Origin of the sequence: Nocardia sp. BSTN01, assembly GCF_015354405.1 — a bacterium.
Classification (GTDB): domain Bacteria; phylum Actinomycetota; class Actinomycetes; order Mycobacteriales; family Mycobacteriaceae; genus Nocardia.
The window spans coordinates 14,452-29,060 of sequence record NZ_JADKYP010000026.1 but is presented as its reverse complement, the minus strand read 5'-3'; the positions used below and the strand labels follow the sequence as shown (position 1 = coordinate 29,060).

The window sequence follows — 14,609 nt, the reverse complement described above, 5'->3', positions numbered from 1 at the left end:
GCCGAACCGCTTGTCCAGGAGGAGATCTCAGCCGGGGAGCTGGAACAGTCGATGAGCGATATCGAGAAGATACTGGTACAGCACCTCATCATCGAGATCGGTAACCAGCGGATGAATCGCCGCGCCGCCGATGGCCGCCGACATCATCGCCGCTTTCACCCGGATGTCCGGGGCGGCGGTATCGCCGATCAGCATCGCGAACAGGCGCTCGATCACCCGCTGGAACGGCTTGTACTCCGCGAGAAACCGAACCATCACCGGATCGGTCTGCAGCAGCCCGACCAACCGGCGTCGCCGCACCGCCAGTGCGATCACCTGCTCGAGCAGCACTCGGCGGCCGCGGACAGCATCGGGTTCCGACTCGGCTACCGACACCGCCTCGTCCAGCCAAGCGAGCTCCGACTCCGCAACCGCGAGGACGATGTCGTCCTTGGTCCGGAACTGGTAGTAGATCGCAGCCTTGGTGACACCGAGTGCATCGGCGATCATCTGCAACGAAGTCCCGCTGATCCCGTGCTCGGCGAACAACCGCAGCGCGGCCTCGATCGTACGCAGCTTGGTCGCGCTGTAAGCGGTCCGCGCCGCTATCTCGCTCGGCGGACGATCCGCAGGGTCCATGCCGCCGAGCTTATCCGACCGGCTCGGCCACCTCGGACTGCGCTGGACAGCGGCGCCTGAACTTACCGCCGCGAGTCACCGACCATCCCGCCGTCGCCTCGGGCGGGCGCGGGCTCCACTACGGAACCCACTTGAATATCGGCAGCGGCGAGCAGTTCCTGAAGCACCTCGGCGACAGTGAGTACATCCGGGTTCTCCTCGTGGGCGAGATAGGCGTCGTGGTCATCGAACACCTCGACCACGAGAAACCGGGGCTGCTCGCCGTCCACGGTGGCGACGGAGAATTCGCGGGTTCCCGGTTCGGCGAGCGAGATCCGGCGAAGGTCCTCCAGCCCCGCGCCGAATTCGGAGAAGGTTCCCGGACGCGGGGTCATCGAGGCGACAGCAATGGTTTTCGGCATGAATCTTCCTGATCTACGGCTGGAAGTCGAAGGCTCACAACGGGATTCAGAAGGCGATCGCGAGGCCGCCGTCGACGGTCTGCGATGCCCCGTTGACATAGCTGGACAGGTCGCTGGCGAGGAAGACCGCGGCGCGCGCGACCTCCTCGGCACCACCGACACGGGCGGACGGAATATGCGCCTCGATGGCCTCGCGCACCGCGGGATCAGCGAACGCCCGCCGCGACATATCGGTATCGATGACGCCGGGGTGCAGGGCATTGACCCGGATCCCGAGCGCACCCAGCTCTACCGCCAGCGCGTAGGTGAGCAGACGGATTCCTCCCTTGGAACTGGCATAGGCGCAGTTGCCGGCGGCGCCGACCAGACCCGCAATGCTCGACATGTTGATGATCGAGCCGGCTCCACGCGGGCGCATGACTCTGGCGGCGGCCCGGCAACCGTAGAAGGTGCCGTAAAGATTGACCTCCATGATGCGGGCGAAGGTGGCGTCGTCCATGTCGGGGAACGGCGGAACCGGCGGAGAGATACCGGCGTTGTTGACGATCACGTCCAGTCCGCCCAGCTCTTCCGCGGCGGCCACCGCGCGATCCACCTCCGCGGAGCAACTCACATCGCACGGCACGAACAGCGCTTTCGTCGCAGTCTCGGCGATGAGATCGGCGGTCGTCGGCTCGCCGGGCTCACCGTCGGGCGCGAGATCGGCCAAGACGACCGCCGCCGCTCCCTGTTCGGCGAAGGCGAGCGCGATGGCCCGGCCGATTCCCTTGGACGCCCCGGTAACGAGAGCCACCTTGCCCGCGAGCAAACCTGTGGTCACTGCGGTACTCCGATCCGCCGGCCCGGAGTGAATCGCACGCCGAGTGCCGACATGCCACGGTTCAGCCCGGGATACCGCACCACCTCGTCCTCCACGACCCGGTAGTCCGGAATCCGGCCCAGCACCTCTTCGACGAGAACCTGAAGTTCGACCTTCGCCAGGTGCGAGCCCAGGCAGCGATGAGCGCCGTAGCCGAAGGCGACGTGGCGGTTCGGGGATCGGCCGATGATCATGGAATCCGGATCCGGGAACTCGGCGGGATCGCGGTTGGCCGCCAGCCAGTGCAGCAGCACCACATCCCCCTCGGCGACCGGCTGCCCCGCGACCGTGCAGGCGCTGGTCGCGCCCCGGGAATGCTGTGGCACCGGCGAGACGAGCCGAAGTAGTTCCTCCACAGCCGATTTGGTGTGTTCCGGCTCCGTGGCCAGTTCCGCCCGGAGATCCGGATGGGACGCCAGATAGTGCAGCATCAGCGCGCCGCCGTTCGATGTCGTGTCCAGTCCGGCGATGATCAGCAGGAATACCAGCCCGACCCACTCCTCACGAGTGATCGGCCGCCCCTCCACAGTGAATGACAAGGCCTGGCTGGTGATGTCGTCACCCGGGGATACCGAACGCAGCTCGTAAAGGTGCTCGACATAGGCCGTCAGATCACCGAACACCGGCGAGGCCGGCCCTTCGGCCACGATCGAGGCGGTCCAGCCGGGCAGCAGTTCCCGGCCTTCGGCCGGAAAATCGAGCAATTCGCTCGTCACCATCGCGGGCAGTGGAATACACAGTTCACCGGCAAAGTCCGCCGAACCACGCTCGATGAACCCGTCGATCAGCTCGGTGACGATATCCCTGATCGCGGGGCGCAGCGCCTCCGCCCGTTTCGGCGTCAAGAATTTCTGCAACGGCACCCGGTAATCGCGGTGCAACGGCGGGTCGCTGGAGATCAGCGGCGGTCCGCCCGCGAAGACCGGAAACCCGGGACCCGGACGCGCCGAACTCAACTCGTCGGGGCGCATCGCGGCGTCGAGCACTCCGGCATGCGTGGTGACGGTCCAGAATCCTCCGTGCCGCTCACTGCGGCCTACCGGACATGATTCGCGCAATTCCCGCAGCATCGTGTGGGGATCGGGCAGCGCCGCGGCGGCGAGATGATCGAACTCGGCCCAGGTGGATCGGGGAGGGGAGCTGACAGCGTCATCGGTGTTCGTCATGAAACTTCACTCTCTGTGGGGCACCGGGGTATCGCGTCGCGCGGGCCGGATGTCAGGGAGACCGGAGTCGGCGGCAACAGGGCCGCCCGTTCGAATATTCGATCGCGTGTATTAAATACCGGACCTCACTGTAGTGATGACGATCACAAAGGTCAACAAGTTGAACAACAAGCGGTCTGAACGTGATGTTGATCATCGGACTCGCGAAAGGGCGTGCCCGTGGTCGACCCCGCGAAACGCCGTACTAGCGAGGCTGTTTCGGTATCGACAATCAGCGGGACTGTTCCCATGTGCGGGCGGCACCCGGTGGTGTTCGTCGGCTGGCAGCCGTCGGTGTCATCACCATCCCGCTCCGCGATGCCGCCCCGGGAATTCGGTGGCCGGCCACATGAATCTTGCCGCCGGGCTGGAGAACTCGGCCAAGCGAATCAAGCTGTCCGACAGTACTATCGCCGCCGAATTCGCCGACGCCCGCATATCGCCGTCGTCCACAGTGTCGAACGCCGGGGACTGCGTGCGTCGTGATGTTTCGCGACGAAGCCGTGATCACACCGTGCTGATCGAAGGTAGCGGCAAGGAACCATTCGCCGATGACGCTGAGCTACCATCGGTTTCGCTCGCTGGCTCCCAATAAAACTCCGCTTCAACGACTTCCGAGCCGCCCTGGCGTGTGAGCAGCGCATTTCGATGCGATGGTCACGCGGAAGCCGCTCGGGCGCTCAGATGTTTACTGGACGGTAGCCATGGCTAATCCGTGGCCGGGGCCTCCCTGTTTCACCCGATCGAAACTGCTCGACCTCTCGCCGATGCGCCCCTGATCGATTACTCGTTCCGGACCGCATCGGCCGCAAGTCAGAATGTTCGTCGAAAGGACTGAGGGACAGTGCATCACCTATGTTCGAGCTCGGCCGTGGTTTCGTCGGCCGGTGGTGGCCGGTGACAGCCGAGATGGAGATCCTCGAACTGACAGACGAGTTCTACCAGGATCCGCATGCGACCTATCGGACGCTGCGCGAGCGCGGTCCCCTCCATCGCATTCGATTGGACGGTGTGGTCGGCTGGTTGATCGTCGATCACGACGTGGCCAAGCAAGCCTTGGCGGAGCCGACCATCAGCAAGCGCATCGGTTCGCCCGAAGGACAAGCGGTGCTGGCCAAAAACGGTGCGGCCGAGATGTTCAACACCGCCATCAGCGACAACATGTTGTTCGCCGATCCGCCACAGCACACGCGTTTGCGCCGTCTGGTGGCGAAGGCGTTCGCGGGGCCCGCCATCCGCGATCTGCAACCGAGAATCACCTCGATCGCCGACACCCTGCTCGACGGTATCAGCGCGCGAACGACTGTCGACCTCATCGACAGCTACGCGTTCCGGCTGCCGATCGCGGTGATCTGCGAGTTGCTCGGGGTGCCCGACGACGACAAGGCCGACTTCCGCTCGTGGACCGCCGTCGTCGTCAGCGACACGGCCACGAACGAGGAACGCGCCGCCGCCGGGGTGAAATACTTCACCTACCTGACGAAGTTGATCGCCGAACGCACCGACGACCCCCGCGACGACCTGCTCTCCCAACTGATTATCGCGAAAGACCACGAAGACCGGCTGGACCAGCAGGAACTCATCGCCATGCTGCTCCTGCTGCTGATAGCGGGGCATGAGACCACGGTCAACCTGATCGGCAACTCGGTACTCGAGCTACTGCGCGATTCCGCAATCGCTCAGCGATTGCGGACAGACCCCGAAGCCATCCCCGCCTACGTCGAGGAGATCCTCCGCTGCCAGGGGTCGCTGAACTTGGCCACGGCTCGCTACACCACCGCTCCGATCACGTTGGGCGATAAGGACATCGACGCGGACGAATTCATCCTCATCTCGCTCGCCGCCGCCAACCGCGACCCCGCCCGGTTCGCCGAGCCGGACCGCATCGACCTCGAACGACCCGGGAACCGGCACATCGCCTTCGGGCACGGCATCCATCACTGTCTCGGTGCCGCCCTGGCACGCATGGAGGCCACGACCGCGATCTCGAGGCTGCTGGCCACTTTCCCGGATCTGTCGCTCGACGGCGAATTCAGCGATCTGACGTGGCGAAAGAGCCTGTTGATTCACGGCTTGACCAGCCTGCCCGTCCGGCTTGCCGCACGCACGGATTCTCGCACCGGGCCCCTCACCGACACGGACCGCGTCTCCGTCATGGCCTGACCCCGCCGTCGACACGACGAGTGGTACATCGCGGCAATCCCATTCCGGCTCGGCCTCCGCGATGTACCACTCACCCGTCGAGGTGCCCGGAGAGCGGCGGGCACACGGGTTCGGTGCGGATGTCGAAAGGTGTCCATCGCACGCTCGACGCGCTCGACCGGGTCGGTGGAAGAGTTCATCGCCACTCGAATAGGTTGGGCAGCTTGGGGTTCCAGGACTTCGATGACTGCCTCGAACGGGCCCTTCTTGTCGCCGAAGTGGTGGTAGAGCGCACCGCGGGGCAGACCGGCTGCGCGCACCGAACCGGGCGCCACCGCTTCGTACGCCTGCCGATATGGTCCGAAGACGGGCTCGGGTGAAGGAGGCGGCGATGGTAGGGACGGCGGAGGCGGGTGTCGTGGCACCGGAATGGTTTGGGCGGGCCATTGCGGAACTGCCCGAACATCGCGAGGTCGACGTCGCGGGCGGTGTCGTTCATCTGCGGTGCTGGGGCCGGGCGGGGACGGCCGGTGTGGTGCTGGTGCACGGCGGATCGGCGCATTCGGGCTGGTGGGACCATATCGCTCCGCTGTTGGCGGGTACGCATCGTGTGGTGGCGCTGGATTTGTCCGGTCACGGTGACAGTGCCGTGCGATCCCGGTATCCGATCGAGGGCTGGGCGGACGAGGTGATGGCCGCTGCCGAGGCCGGTGGGATAGCCGGACGGCCGTACGTCATCGGGCACAGCATGGGTGGGCGAGTGAGCGCTGTGGCGGCTGCGCGGCATCGGGAATCGCTCGCGGGTCTGGTCGTCATCGATTCTCCGTTTCAGGAGCCGTCGGAAGAGTCCATCGTCGGGCAGTTGCTCCGCCGGCCGACGACGTACCCGACGCGGGATGAGATCTGTGGCCGGTTTCGAACCGTCCCGGGCCAGGCGGTTCTGCTTCCTTACGTCGCGCGGCACGTGGCGGAGGAATCGGTGCGAGACACTGGTGCCGGGTGGGGCTGGAAGTTCGATCCCGAAATGTTGCGCAAGCGCCTCGAAGACGGGCGTATCCCACCGCTGGGCTCGCTGCGGGCCGTGGACGCATCCGTGCTCTACATCCGATGCGAACGCGGGTTGGTGACCCGGGAGCGGGCGCTGGAAATCGCGAGCCTGTTCGGGCGACCCGCGACGGTGGTCGAATTGGCCGAGGCCGGTCATCACCCGATGATGGATCAACCGCTTGCTCTGGTGGCGACCTTGCGGACCGTCCTCGCCGAGTGGGATTCGCGCGTTGGACCGGAATAACGGCGTAGCCCGCTCCGTTCGACGTCTTATGCCGAAACCTTTCTCGGAAGCCGAGCGTCAAGAGTTCCTGGCGGGCAAGCACATCGGAGTGCTGTCGGTCGCCGCTACCGACGGGCGTCCGCCCGCCGCCGCACCGATCTGGTACGACTACACCCCGGGCGGCGATATTCGCATCAATACCGGCGCGGCACGCCGCAAGGCCAGGCTGGTGCGGGAAGCCGGTGGTGACACTGACGGTGCAGCGCGAAGAGTTGCCCTATCAGTACGTCATCGTCGAGGGCACGGTCGTCGATGCCGAGACCCCCTCGCCCCGGGACGCGCGGGTGAGTATCGCCAGCCGCTATCTCGGTCCGGAGGAAGGCCGCGTTTTCGCGGACCGGATGGACGGCAACGATTCCGTACTGTTCACCATCCGTCCCGACCGCTGGATCAGCCAGGACTACTCGGGTGATCTCTGACAGCACTGTTCGGGCGTCCGGTCGGTGAGGTGGTGTGCTCGCCACGGCACACTCCAGCCGAGGTCGTCGCCTGGTGCGGCGATGTAGCCGTCCACGCTCGGATTCATGCCGAACGTCAGTTTCCGAGGAGTATCGGACACGCAATCGAGGCAGACCTCCGGCTCGTGTGAGACGCATCGCGCCGGGCCGTGACCGATCGGACGGTAAGCCGATCGACGAACGCCGTAGAGTTGAGTCAGGCGGTCGGTGGCCGCACGAGCAGACGGTGGAGGCGAAGTATGACCGATGAGGAGATCGTCGTCGAGTTCGCCCTGGCCAGGTTGGACAACAGGAACGGCGACTTCGATCTGGAAGATGTCGCCGCCGTTGTGGTGCGCCGCCTGACAGATGACCAGAGGCTCGACCTCGCGACCCGTAACCTCGCCGCACGAGACGAGTTGCGGGGAGCGGTGTTCGAGTCGGCGGTTGAGCACGTGCTCAGGACTGTCTTGATTGCTCGAGGCCCTGTCGATTGACGCGGCGCGGGGGCGCTGACAGTGCTGATCGAATTGCGGTGAACGGCCGGTCGACCGGCGCTGTCGTGGTGTCCGACGGCGAGTGGGTTCGTCAGCCGACAGGCACCGGCGGATGCTCGGAAGGCGGAGTTCGAGCGGCATAGTCCATGTCGCGGGTCTCGCGGACACCCAGCTGTGCGACCAGTGACAGCAGACCGGCCGCCGACAGACACAGGCCGACTGTGGCGATGTTGCCGTCGGGCCGCCATAACGCGACCGCGATGATCGGTGCCAGTGAGGCGCCGAGTACGCCCGCGAGGTTGTCGACGACCGCGGACCAGGTGTACCGGACGTCGGCCGGAAACAGTTCCGGCAGCAGCGACCCCATCGGCCCGTAGCTCAGTCCCATAGGGCCAGGCCCACGATGACGAACGGTCTGCTCACCGGTGCCTCCCTCGAACGTGCCCTTGCCTACGGCACGGCCCACGGTGCGCTTGTCATGACGACACCGGGGGATGCGTCCATGGCCTCGCTCGCCGAGGTCGAGGCACTCGTCGCGGAAGGATCGGCCGACGTCGGACGCTGACCGCCGGCCGGGCGCGGTGGACTCCCACGGCGGCAGCCAGGCGGGAGCAGCGGTGCGGTAGCGGTCGTAGTGCGCACCGTATCGCGGGGGGCGAATCGAATATCGCTGTCGCAGAATTCGATTCGGTGCCGCAGCGGTTATCGTCCTCCGTCGCAAGCGATATCGGCGACGAGATCGTCCCGGCTCGCCGCAACTCGGTGAGGCGCCATCTGTTCTCGTGATCGGTTGGTCGGTTGCGTCGCCGTCGCGCGGGTATGCGTGCGTACAGGGCGGCCGGTGGCGGGTGCCGGCGTCTCGCAGGTCGTGTCCTCGCCGCCGACACCGAATCCGACGTTTCAGGGTGAGGACACCACCACCTGCCCTTCCCCCTTGTGCCGGCCGCGGCATCGGCGATGGCGGGGCTCGTGGCGATGAAAGGATCGACAGTGACAATCGACGACGGGCGCACTCCGAGAGTGGCGCCGCCGACAGCGAAGAGACCGTCGCAGGTCGTGGGCCGTTTATCGGGCTTCGATCGTTTTGCCACCGTCGTGTGCGGGGTGGCTTCGCGGGCAACGTTTTTCGCCTTCTGCGTGCTGCTGGTGGTGGTGTGGGTGCCCAGTTTCGTGTGGTTGCCGAGCCTGGATTCCTGGCAGCTGGTGATCAACACCGTGACCACGATCATCACCTTCATCCTGGTTGCGCTGCTGCAGAATACGCAGGCCCGCGCGAACGCGGCGGTGCAGCACAAACTCAACGCCGTCGCCGACGCGCTGGCGGATCTGATGGGCGAACTCGGCGACGAACATCCCCGACTGTGCCGGCACCGCGCCGAACTGACCGCCGCGGTCGGCCTCGAACACCATGTCTCCGCGTCGGAATAGCGCGGTGGCGGAATGAGGGATGGCATGCTGTGACACGAGCGCCGGCACCGTCGACGAGCGAGCCCGTTCAGCGCCCGACGACCCGGCGGCTCCCGGTGGGGGAGGAACGTGGCGCAGTAGACTGCCCTCGATGAGACGGTCTGCCCGTTTGCTGCATGTGCGTGGTCTTGGGACCACACGATCATGTGTGCTGGGCGTACAGCGAAACCGCCGAGTTCACCACCCGTGCCGGGGAGTTCCTCGCCGACGGTCTGGCCGCCGGTTTTCGCGTCTGCTCTCTGCGGCCCGGGAATGTCGGCGACATCGCCGACGATTTGCGCGGACTCGCGGGCTGGAGCCAGGCCCTGCGCGAGGGCGCCGCCGAGGTCGGGTCGCTGTCCGAACTCTACGGAGACGACGTTGTCGACCCGGCTCGCCGAGTCCGGGCCCACGCCGACGCGACCGAGCGTGCCGTGGCGGACTGATGGACCGCTATATGGCCGGACATCCGTTTTCGGCGTTGTGCGCCTACGACCGGTCGGCGGTCGACGCGGAGGCGCTGGCTCAGCTGGCCTGCTTGCACCCGTGCACAGACGCCCGCACGGCAGGTTTTCGAATCTACGCTCCGGAGTCGGCGAGGCATATCGCCGCGGTGGCCGGTGAACTCGACGTGTCCTCCCGTGCGGTTCTCGCGCCGGCACTGGAGCGCATCGAGCTGCGCCCCGAGGGCGGCGAGGTGGTCCTCGACGCCGCCGATGTGGAGTTCATGGACCATGTCAGCCTGGCACGGCTCGGCGATTGGGCCGCGGCGCAGAATGCGCATCTTCTCATCCGCACGCGCTGGTCCGGTGTCGCCCGAGTGCTTCGGCTACTCGATATTCCCGACGTCCGAGCGGAGCAGCTGCCATGACGACATCTTCCACGGAGCCGCGACCAGGTGAATTCGTTCATCCCGCTGTCTTCTATCACTCCGACGCGGACTATCTGGATGCGCTGGCGCCGTTCATCACCGAGGGGCTGGCCCAGCAACATCCGGTCGCGGTCGCAGTCCCCGCGCCGCGGCTGCGCGTACTGCGCGAGGCCGTCGGAGCAGCGGGAGACCGGGTGCGGTGGATCGATATGGCGGAGGCCGGCCGGAATCCGGGCCGGATCATCCCCGGGGTGTTGCGGCGTTTCGCCGACGCACATCCGGACCGGCACGTGCGCATCATCGGCGAACCGATCTGGCCGGGGCGCACGGCCACCGAGTATCCCGCCTGCGCTCAGCACGAGGCATTGATCAACGCGGCCTTCGCCGGGCGCGATGTCACGATCGTCTGCCCCTACGATGCGACGCGGCTCGGCGCGGACGCACTCGCCGACGCTCGTCTGACCCACCCGCTGCTGTGGGAGCCGCACCGCCGGTACCGCAGCGAGCGATACGATCCCGACAGTGTGGTCAGCCGGTACAACCAGGCGTTGACGGTGCCGACCGCGACGGCGGAGCACCACATGACGACGACAACCGAGATATCGGCCGCCCGCCGCGTCGCCACCGCTGAAGTCCGCCGCCTCGGGCTGGCCGAAGAGCGCGTCGCCGACTTCGAACTGATCGTGACGGAGTTGATTACCAACAGTCTCGTCCATACCGCCGGACCGTGCCGGTGGCGGCTGTGGCGCGAGGACGACGACATCGTCTTCGATCTGCGGGATTCCGGGCATGTGACCGATCCCTTGATCGGACGCCGTCCCCCGGATCGCGACCGATTCGGGGGACGTGGCCTGTTCCTGGTCAACGAGCTCGCCGACTTGGTCCGCATCCACCTATCCGCCGAGGGCACCACATGGCGTGTTCTGCTGCACGTCGATTCACGCTGACTCGTCGACCGGGCAAGCCTGTTCGCAGTGGGTGCCGCGGATTCCGGCAAGCTCTCCGACTCGGCGACGTGAATACCCGCCGGAGAGCTCGGACCTCCTCGGCCGCAGCCTGTTCGAGCGCGTGGTCGCGGTTCAGTCTCGTGACGGGTCGAGGGCGGCGGCGAGTCCCTCTCGGGTGTTGATCCCGGTCTTCTGTGAGGCGCGGAAGAGGTGACCCTCGACGGTGCGCACGGACATGACCAGGCGGTCGGCGATCTGCCGGTTGGTCAATCCGGCTGCGACGAGGGCGATGACTTCGCGTTGCCGGCGAGTGAGCGGGCTGGGGGTGGTGTCGGCGCGCAGCGCGGGTGTGTCCGCGCCGGTACGAGCGGCGAGCCGGCGAGCGGTCGCGGCGGCGGTGAGTGCGGCGCCACGAAATCCATTGCGGCGGAACAGGTCAGCGCCTTGGGCTGCGGTGTCGGCGGCGGCGATGAGGTCGCCGAACGCCTCGTACGCGCGTGCCGCCTCACACAGGCCGTCGGGATCGTTGTCGCGCAGTGCGGTCGCGTGCGCGGCGGCGGCGCCGACGCGAGGGCCTTGCACGAGCGCGGTGAGTTCGGTGAGGCGATCGGCGTGGCTGCGGTCGCCGAACTGCGTCGCGGTTTGCCGCGCCACGACTTCATAGGCCGGTCTGTTGTGCTCTTGTGCGATCGTGGCGGCGTCGGTCGCCACGGCGATGGCGTGGCTGGTGACTCCCGCTGCGGCGTCGGTCCAGGCGCGGGCCAGCGCATGCGTCTGGGTCAGGATGATGCCGGCGGATTCGGTGCTGCGCGGTTCGAGATCGTCGAGCAGCGCCGACGCGGCTGTCGCGTCACCGCTCATCGCGGTGGCAGTGGCCAGGATCAGGTGCGCGGTGCGGGGCAGCCAGTTGGAGTCGCGGGGAAGGGCGATCGCGAGCGTCTCGCGCGAGCGGGTTCTCGCTGTGAGTAGATCGCCGCAGGCCAAGGCCGTCATGGCCACCGACAGGGCGCGAAAGGCGAAGGCGATGGGAAAATCTCCGGGCGCTTGGTGCAGGTCGTCGGTCAGCCGGGTGGCGGCATCCAGGTAGCCGCCCCGGTGGTATCCGTCGAGATGATGGAGTCCGATGTTGACGTGGAAGGTGGCCGTGTTGACCGATTCTCGGGCAATCGCGTAGCCCCGGTCGGCGGCCGCGGACATCTCGCTGTAACGTCCCACGGCCATATGGGCTCTGACCAGTGCGGTCAGGGCGAACAGTTCGAAGAATTCGCTGAACCAGCCCGGTGCGGTCAGGGCCGCGTTCGCCGCGTCGACCGCGAGGGCCGGGGTGTCGAAACTGGCGACCCACCCTTTGAGCGCGTCGAACGGGCGTCGCAAACCACAAGCGGCGGAAGCTGTTTCGATCTCGGCCAGTTCGCGATTCGCAGCCGGCAGGTCCGGTTTGCCTGTCCATATCGCCGCTCGGTTCAGCGTGAGGAAGACGCGCTCGCGTTCGGAACAGTCACCGCGTTGCAGTGCCGTATTCACCGCGAGGGCTTCATCCAGTCGAATGCAGTGCGTGAGTGTGCCGGCGTGCAGCAGCAGCGCGCCGCGGCCTCCGCCGGCCTCGACAGCTCGGCGAGCGAGCCGTTCGGCGGTCACCGGGTCGGCAAGCTTCAACGCCGCTACCGCCGCATCCCGGCACAGCTGGGCATTCGGGGCCAGATCCGATTCACACACCAGCACGGCACGGCGCACGCGCTGGATGAGACCGGTCTCCGGGCAACGGGTTTCGAGCGCGCCGGCGACCGTGCCGCGCAACGTCTGCAACCGCGAGGGGAGGGTGTTGGCCCGGCGCACTTCCCCGAGCAGCGGATGGACCAACCGCGCCACCGGCGGGACGGATGCGGTGTCGACGCCGATCAGCCCCGCCTGGACGGCGGACTCGACGGCGTCGGTGTCGGTCAGTGCGGTCAGTACGTCGACCTCGAGCGGATCGGCGACCGACAGCATGTCCACCACCTCGAGCACGGGCGCGGGTTGGCGGGCGATGCCGGCCTCGACGAGTTCGGCCAACGGCGCCGACACCTGCGGGCGGCCCCGCCACACCCATACCCCCGACCGCAGCGCGAGCCGGTGGGCGGATCGTTCGCCGTCGACCAGATGGCGCAGGTGCAAGACGTTGCCACGGGTATACCGCCACAGCGCTGCCGCGGCCGAGGATTCGATCGGGCCGCCCAGAACGCGGGTGACCAGATCGGTGGTTTCCTCCGTGGAGAGAGGTTGCAGGTCCAGACGGTCGAGCAGCTGGTCTTTCCACAGGCCGCGGATCGCGTCGGGCGAGGGTGCGCCGCCGCGCACGGTGATCAGTACGCTCGCCCGGCGGTGGCGCACTATCTGATTCAGAACCAGTGCGGACTGCTCGTCCAGCAGATGCGCGTCGTCGATCGCCAGCAGTACCGGTTGTGCCGAGGTGCTCGTCGTCAGCGTGGTGATCACGTCCCGGATCCGGCGCAGCGGATCGATCGCGCTGGTTTCGGCGATTGCCGCGAAAACCCCCAAGGGCACCGACTGCGCCGAGCGGGTGGCTCCGAACCAGCGGCAGTCGCGGCCGCGAGTACGCCACAGCGCGAGGATTTCGGTGACGAGTCGTGTCTTCCCGACCCCCGCCGGGCCGGCCAGCACCACGCCGAGGTGTGGGGGTGTCGTCGAGTCCGACACCCAGTCCAGTTCTTCCTCCCGGCCAACCAGCGGCCACACGGCCACCATTGCTCCAGAATAGCTGGCGACGGGAGCCCGGGAAGGCATCGGTCCGAGCAACCGCGTGGTCATCGCCGGTCGCCGTCCCGGATCGTGGCCAGCTTGGCTGCCGCCATCCGCAGCAACGGTCCCACCGCATCGACGTCGATGCCGAGGATTTCCGCGATCACCTCGTCGGTGACCTCGGCGGCGCGCAACCGCAGCGCCTCCGCATAGGGGAACGGCAACCGATCCACCGCCAGTTGCCACTGCTCGTCATCACTCACGCCATCGACCGTTCCTCATCGGCGCCCGAAGAACTGGAGTAATCCGCTACCCCAATTCGGTGTCCGGGCGAAGTGGTGTGCGGGCACCCCGCCCGGACGTCCGAGTGCGATAGCGCGGCGGGATCACCGCAAGGCGGCGTCGGTGGCGAACGCACTGCTGCCCGCGCCGATGAACACCGAATCGATGGCATCCAACGCGGGATTCGCCAAAGCCACAGTGACCGGAAGGGTCCGGTCGAGCTTCACCTGCGGCATGACCTCTTCGGAGTCGCAGTGCACGTGCACCGTCCCGGGCCCGGGCACCACCTGCCCGATCACGACGCTCTGTTTTCCACCAACGCCGACGTGGAACCCGACCGGCGCTGCGCCGTTGGCCGAGGCTGTGCAGTTCAACGGCTTCGCTTCCGTGGAGTCGACGGACACCTTCACCCGTTCCCGCCCGCCGACCGGAGCCGGTGTCGCATCGGTGGTGGCCGATGCCAGCCCCGGCAATGCCGCGACCGCCCCGGCCGCCACCAGCGAGGCCAGTCCTACCCGAATGATATTGCGTCGCATGATATTTCTCCTGCCCTGAGTTCTGGGAAATCGCCCCCAGTCGCGGTAGCCGGCGATTGCCGGTCGAGTTCGAGTGTCGGGGCGGATGTCAGCGGGCCCAGACGTACTCGACTACCCCAATCGGCTGCCGGCTCCACGCACCCCGCATCGACTTCACGATGGGCGGCCATGACGGTCCGAATGGGGTACCGCATTACCTACTTCGCCCGACCGGGGCGGCGCGACAGTTGTCTTCTCGGACCTGAACGACAACGAAGTCGCGGCGGATGCCGGCGCAACGGCGCGTCGATATCCGCTCG

17 protein-coding genes and 2 pseudogenes are annotated in these 14,609 nt (G+C 66.9%); 10 read left to right on the top strand and 9 right to left on the bottom strand.

The features are described 5' to 3' along the window. Positions 1 to 27 precede the first annotated feature (27 nt). The 4 genes from IRT45_RS20980 to IRT45_RS20965 all read right to left on the bottom strand — a co-directional run bounded on the left by IRT45_RS20980 (position 28) and on the right by IRT45_RS20965 (position 3,044). Positions 28 to 618, bottom strand: a complete 591-nt coding sequence (locus IRT45_RS20980; protein WP_194807537.1) for a TetR/AcrR family transcriptional regulator — start codon at positions 616 to 618, stop codon at positions 28 to 30. A gap of 62 nt (positions 619 to 680) precedes the next feature. Beyond that, entirely contained in the window at positions 681 to 1,019 is a 339-nt protein-coding gene (locus IRT45_RS20975; protein ID WP_194807536.1) for a putative quinol monooxygenase, read from the bottom strand. Positions 1,020 to 1,065: 46 nt separating this feature from the next. After that, a complete protein-coding gene (locus IRT45_RS20970; protein WP_309241077.1) occupies positions 1,066 to 1,839 on the bottom strand; it encodes an SDR family NAD(P)-dependent oxidoreductase in 774 nt (257 codons plus the stop codon). Continuing rightward, positions 1,836 to 3,044 carry a cytochrome P450 gene (locus tag IRT45_RS20965; RefSeq protein WP_194807535.1) on the bottom strand — a complete coding sequence of 403 codons (1,209 nt, stop codon included), beginning with the start codon at positions 3,042 to 3,044 and terminating at the stop codon, positions 1,836 to 1,838. Before IRT45_RS20965 ends, IRT45_RS20970 begins: the two co-directional genes overlap by 4 nt. A 388-nt stretch (positions 3,045 to 3,432) precedes the next feature. On the opposite strand from IRT45_RS20965, the gene IRT45_RS20960 reads away from it, so the two are divergent. The 4 genes and pseudogenes from IRT45_RS20960 (at position 3,433) to IRT45_RS20945 (ending at position 6,974) form a co-directional block, all read left to right on the top strand. Then, positions 3,433 to 3,678: a hypothetical protein gene (locus IRT45_RS20960; protein ID WP_194807534.1), complete on the top strand. Its 246-nt coding sequence runs from the start codon at positions 3,433 to 3,435 to the stop codon at positions 3,676 to 3,678. Positions 3,679 to 3,980: 302 nt separating this feature from the next. Beyond that, the gene (locus tag IRT45_RS20955) at positions 3,981 to 5,246 is read left to right on the top strand and encodes a cytochrome P450 (RefSeq protein WP_309241076.1); all 1,266 of its coding nucleotides are present in this window, start codon (positions 3,981 to 3,983) and stop codon (positions 5,244 to 5,246) included. 370 nt (positions 5,247 to 5,616) lie between these two features. Continuing rightward, the gene (locus tag IRT45_RS20950) at positions 5,617 to 6,516 is read left to right on the top strand and encodes an alpha/beta fold hydrolase (RefSeq protein ID WP_194807533.1); all 900 of its coding nucleotides are present in this window, start codon (positions 5,617 to 5,619) and stop codon (positions 6,514 to 6,516) included. Between the two features lie 28 nt (positions 6,517 to 6,544). Next, a pseudogene (locus IRT45_RS20945) lies at positions 6,545 to 6,974 on the top strand (pyridoxamine 5'-phosphate oxidase family protein). A gap of 44 nt (positions 6,975 to 7,018) precedes the next feature. Here IRT45_RS20945 and IRT45_RS20940 read toward each other — a convergent pair. After that, positions 7,019 to 7,081, bottom strand: a pseudogene (locus tag IRT45_RS20940) (dihydrofolate reductase); the annotation flags it as partial. Positions 7,082 to 7,252: 171 nt separating this feature from the next. On the opposite strand from IRT45_RS20940, the gene IRT45_RS20935 reads away from it, so the two are divergent. Then, positions 7,253 to 7,489 carry a hypothetical protein gene (locus IRT45_RS20935; RefSeq protein WP_194807532.1) on the top strand — a complete coding sequence of 79 codons (237 nt, stop codon included), beginning with the start codon at positions 7,253 to 7,255 and terminating at the stop codon, positions 7,487 to 7,489. 91 nt (positions 7,490 to 7,580) lie between these two features. On the opposite strand, the gene IRT45_RS20930 is transcribed toward IRT45_RS20935, so the two are convergent. Next, on the bottom strand, positions 7,581 to 7,877 hold the full coding sequence (locus tag IRT45_RS20930) for a hypothetical protein (RefSeq protein WP_194807531.1): 297 nt from the start codon (positions 7,875 to 7,877) through the stop codon (positions 7,581 to 7,583). A 15-nt stretch (positions 7,878 to 7,892) separates the two neighbouring features. Here IRT45_RS20930 and IRT45_RS20925 point away from each other — a divergent pair, with 15 nt between their 5' ends. The 5 genes from IRT45_RS20925 to IRT45_RS20905 all read left to right on the top strand — a co-directional run bounded on the left by IRT45_RS20925 (position 7,893) and on the right by IRT45_RS20905 (position 10,753). Next, positions 7,893 to 8,054: a kinase gene (locus IRT45_RS20925; RefSeq protein WP_194807530.1), complete on the top strand. Its 162-nt coding sequence runs from the start codon at positions 7,893 to 7,895 to the stop codon at positions 8,052 to 8,054. Between the two features lie 410 nt (positions 8,055 to 8,464). Continuing rightward, complete coding sequence (locus tag IRT45_RS20920) at positions 8,465 to 8,917, top strand: low affinity iron permease family protein (protein WP_106956609.1); 453 nt, start codon at positions 8,465 to 8,467, stop codon at positions 8,915 to 8,917. 167 nt (positions 8,918 to 9,084) lie between these two features. Then, the gene (locus IRT45_RS20915; protein WP_194807529.1) at positions 9,085 to 9,381 is read left to right on the top strand and encodes an MEDS domain-containing protein; all 297 of its coding nucleotides are present in this window, start codon (positions 9,085 to 9,087) and stop codon (positions 9,379 to 9,381) included. After that, entirely contained in the window at positions 9,381 to 9,806 is a 426-nt protein-coding gene (locus IRT45_RS20910; RefSeq protein ID WP_194807528.1) for an STAS domain-containing protein, read from the top strand. Before IRT45_RS20915 ends, IRT45_RS20910 begins: the two co-directional genes overlap by 1 nt. Then, complete coding sequence (locus tag IRT45_RS20905; RefSeq protein ID WP_194807527.1) at positions 9,803 to 10,753, top strand: sensor histidine kinase; 951 nt, start codon at positions 9,803 to 9,805, stop codon at positions 10,751 to 10,753. Before IRT45_RS20910 ends, IRT45_RS20905 begins: the two co-directional genes overlap by 4 nt. Positions 10,754 to 10,885: 132 nt before the next feature. Here IRT45_RS20905 and IRT45_RS20900 read toward each other — a convergent pair whose 3' ends face one another. The 3 genes from IRT45_RS20900 to IRT45_RS20890 all read right to left on the bottom strand — a co-directional run bounded on the left by IRT45_RS20900 (position 10,886) and on the right by IRT45_RS20890 (position 14,310). Then, a complete protein-coding gene (locus tag IRT45_RS20900) occupies positions 10,886 to 13,498 on the bottom strand; it encodes a LuxR C-terminal-related transcriptional regulator (RefSeq protein ID WP_194807526.1) in 2,613 nt (870 codons plus the stop codon). A gap of 59 nt (positions 13,499 to 13,557) precedes the next feature. Continuing rightward, on the bottom strand, positions 13,558 to 13,755 hold the full coding sequence (locus tag IRT45_RS20895) for a hypothetical protein (RefSeq protein ID WP_194807525.1): 198 nt from the start codon (positions 13,753 to 13,755) through the stop codon (positions 13,558 to 13,560). A 123-nt stretch (positions 13,756 to 13,878) separates the two neighbouring features. Continuing rightward, positions 13,879 to 14,310, bottom strand: coding sequence for a hypothetical protein (locus tag IRT45_RS20890; protein ID WP_194807524.1), 432 nt, complete (start codon positions 14,308 to 14,310; stop codon positions 13,879 to 13,881). Positions 14,311 to 14,609 lie beyond the last annotated feature (299 nt).

Bases quoted from the DNA above. Each gene is read 5' to 3' on its own strand.
- IRT45_RS20925 (WP_194807530.1), top strand. From the start codon at position 7,893: ATGACGAACGGTCTGCTCACCGGTGCCTCCCTCGAACGTGCCCTTGCC.
- IRT45_RS20975 (WP_194807536.1), bottom strand. From the start codon at position 1,019: ATGCCGAAAACCATTGCTGTCGCCTCGATGACCCCGCGTCCGGGAACC.
- IRT45_RS20900 (WP_194807526.1), bottom strand. From the start codon at position 13,498: ATGGTGGCCGTGTGGCCGCTGGTTGGCCGGGAGGAAGAACTGGACTGG.
- IRT45_RS20905 (WP_194807527.1), top strand. From the start codon at position 9,803: ATGACGACATCTTCCACGGAGCCGCGACCAGGTGAATTCGTTCATCCC.
- IRT45_RS20935 (WP_194807532.1), top strand. From the start codon at position 7,253: ATGACCGATGAGGAGATCGTCGTCGAGTTCGCCCTGGCCAGGTTGGAC.
- IRT45_RS20930 (WP_194807531.1), bottom strand. From the start codon at position 7,877: ATGGGACTGAGCTACGGGCCGATGGGGTCGCTGCTGCCGGAACTGTTT.
- IRT45_RS20965 (WP_194807535.1), bottom strand. From the start codon at position 3,044: ATGACGAACACCGATGACGCTGTCAGCTCCCCTCCCCGATCCACCTGG.
- IRT45_RS20960 (WP_194807534.1), top strand. From the start codon at position 3,433: ATGAATCTTGCCGCCGGGCTGGAGAACTCGGCCAAGCGAATCAAGCTG.
- IRT45_RS20910 (WP_194807528.1), top strand. From the start codon at position 9,381: ATGGACCGCTATATGGCCGGACATCCGTTTTCGGCGTTGTGCGCCTAC.
- IRT45_RS20980 (WP_194807537.1), bottom strand. From the start codon at position 618: ATGGACCCTGCGGATCGTCCGCCGAGCGAGATAGCGGCGCGGACCGCT.
- IRT45_RS20950 (WP_194807533.1), top strand. From the start codon at position 5,617: ATGGTAGGGACGGCGGAGGCGGGTGTCGTGGCACCGGAATGGTTTGGG.
- IRT45_RS20890 (WP_194807524.1), bottom strand. From the start codon at position 14,310: ATGCGACGCAATATCATTCGGGTAGGACTGGCCTCGCTGGTGGCGGCC.
- IRT45_RS20920 (WP_106956609.1), top strand. From the start codon at position 8,465: ATGAAAGGATCGACAGTGACAATCGACGACGGGCGCACTCCGAGAGTG.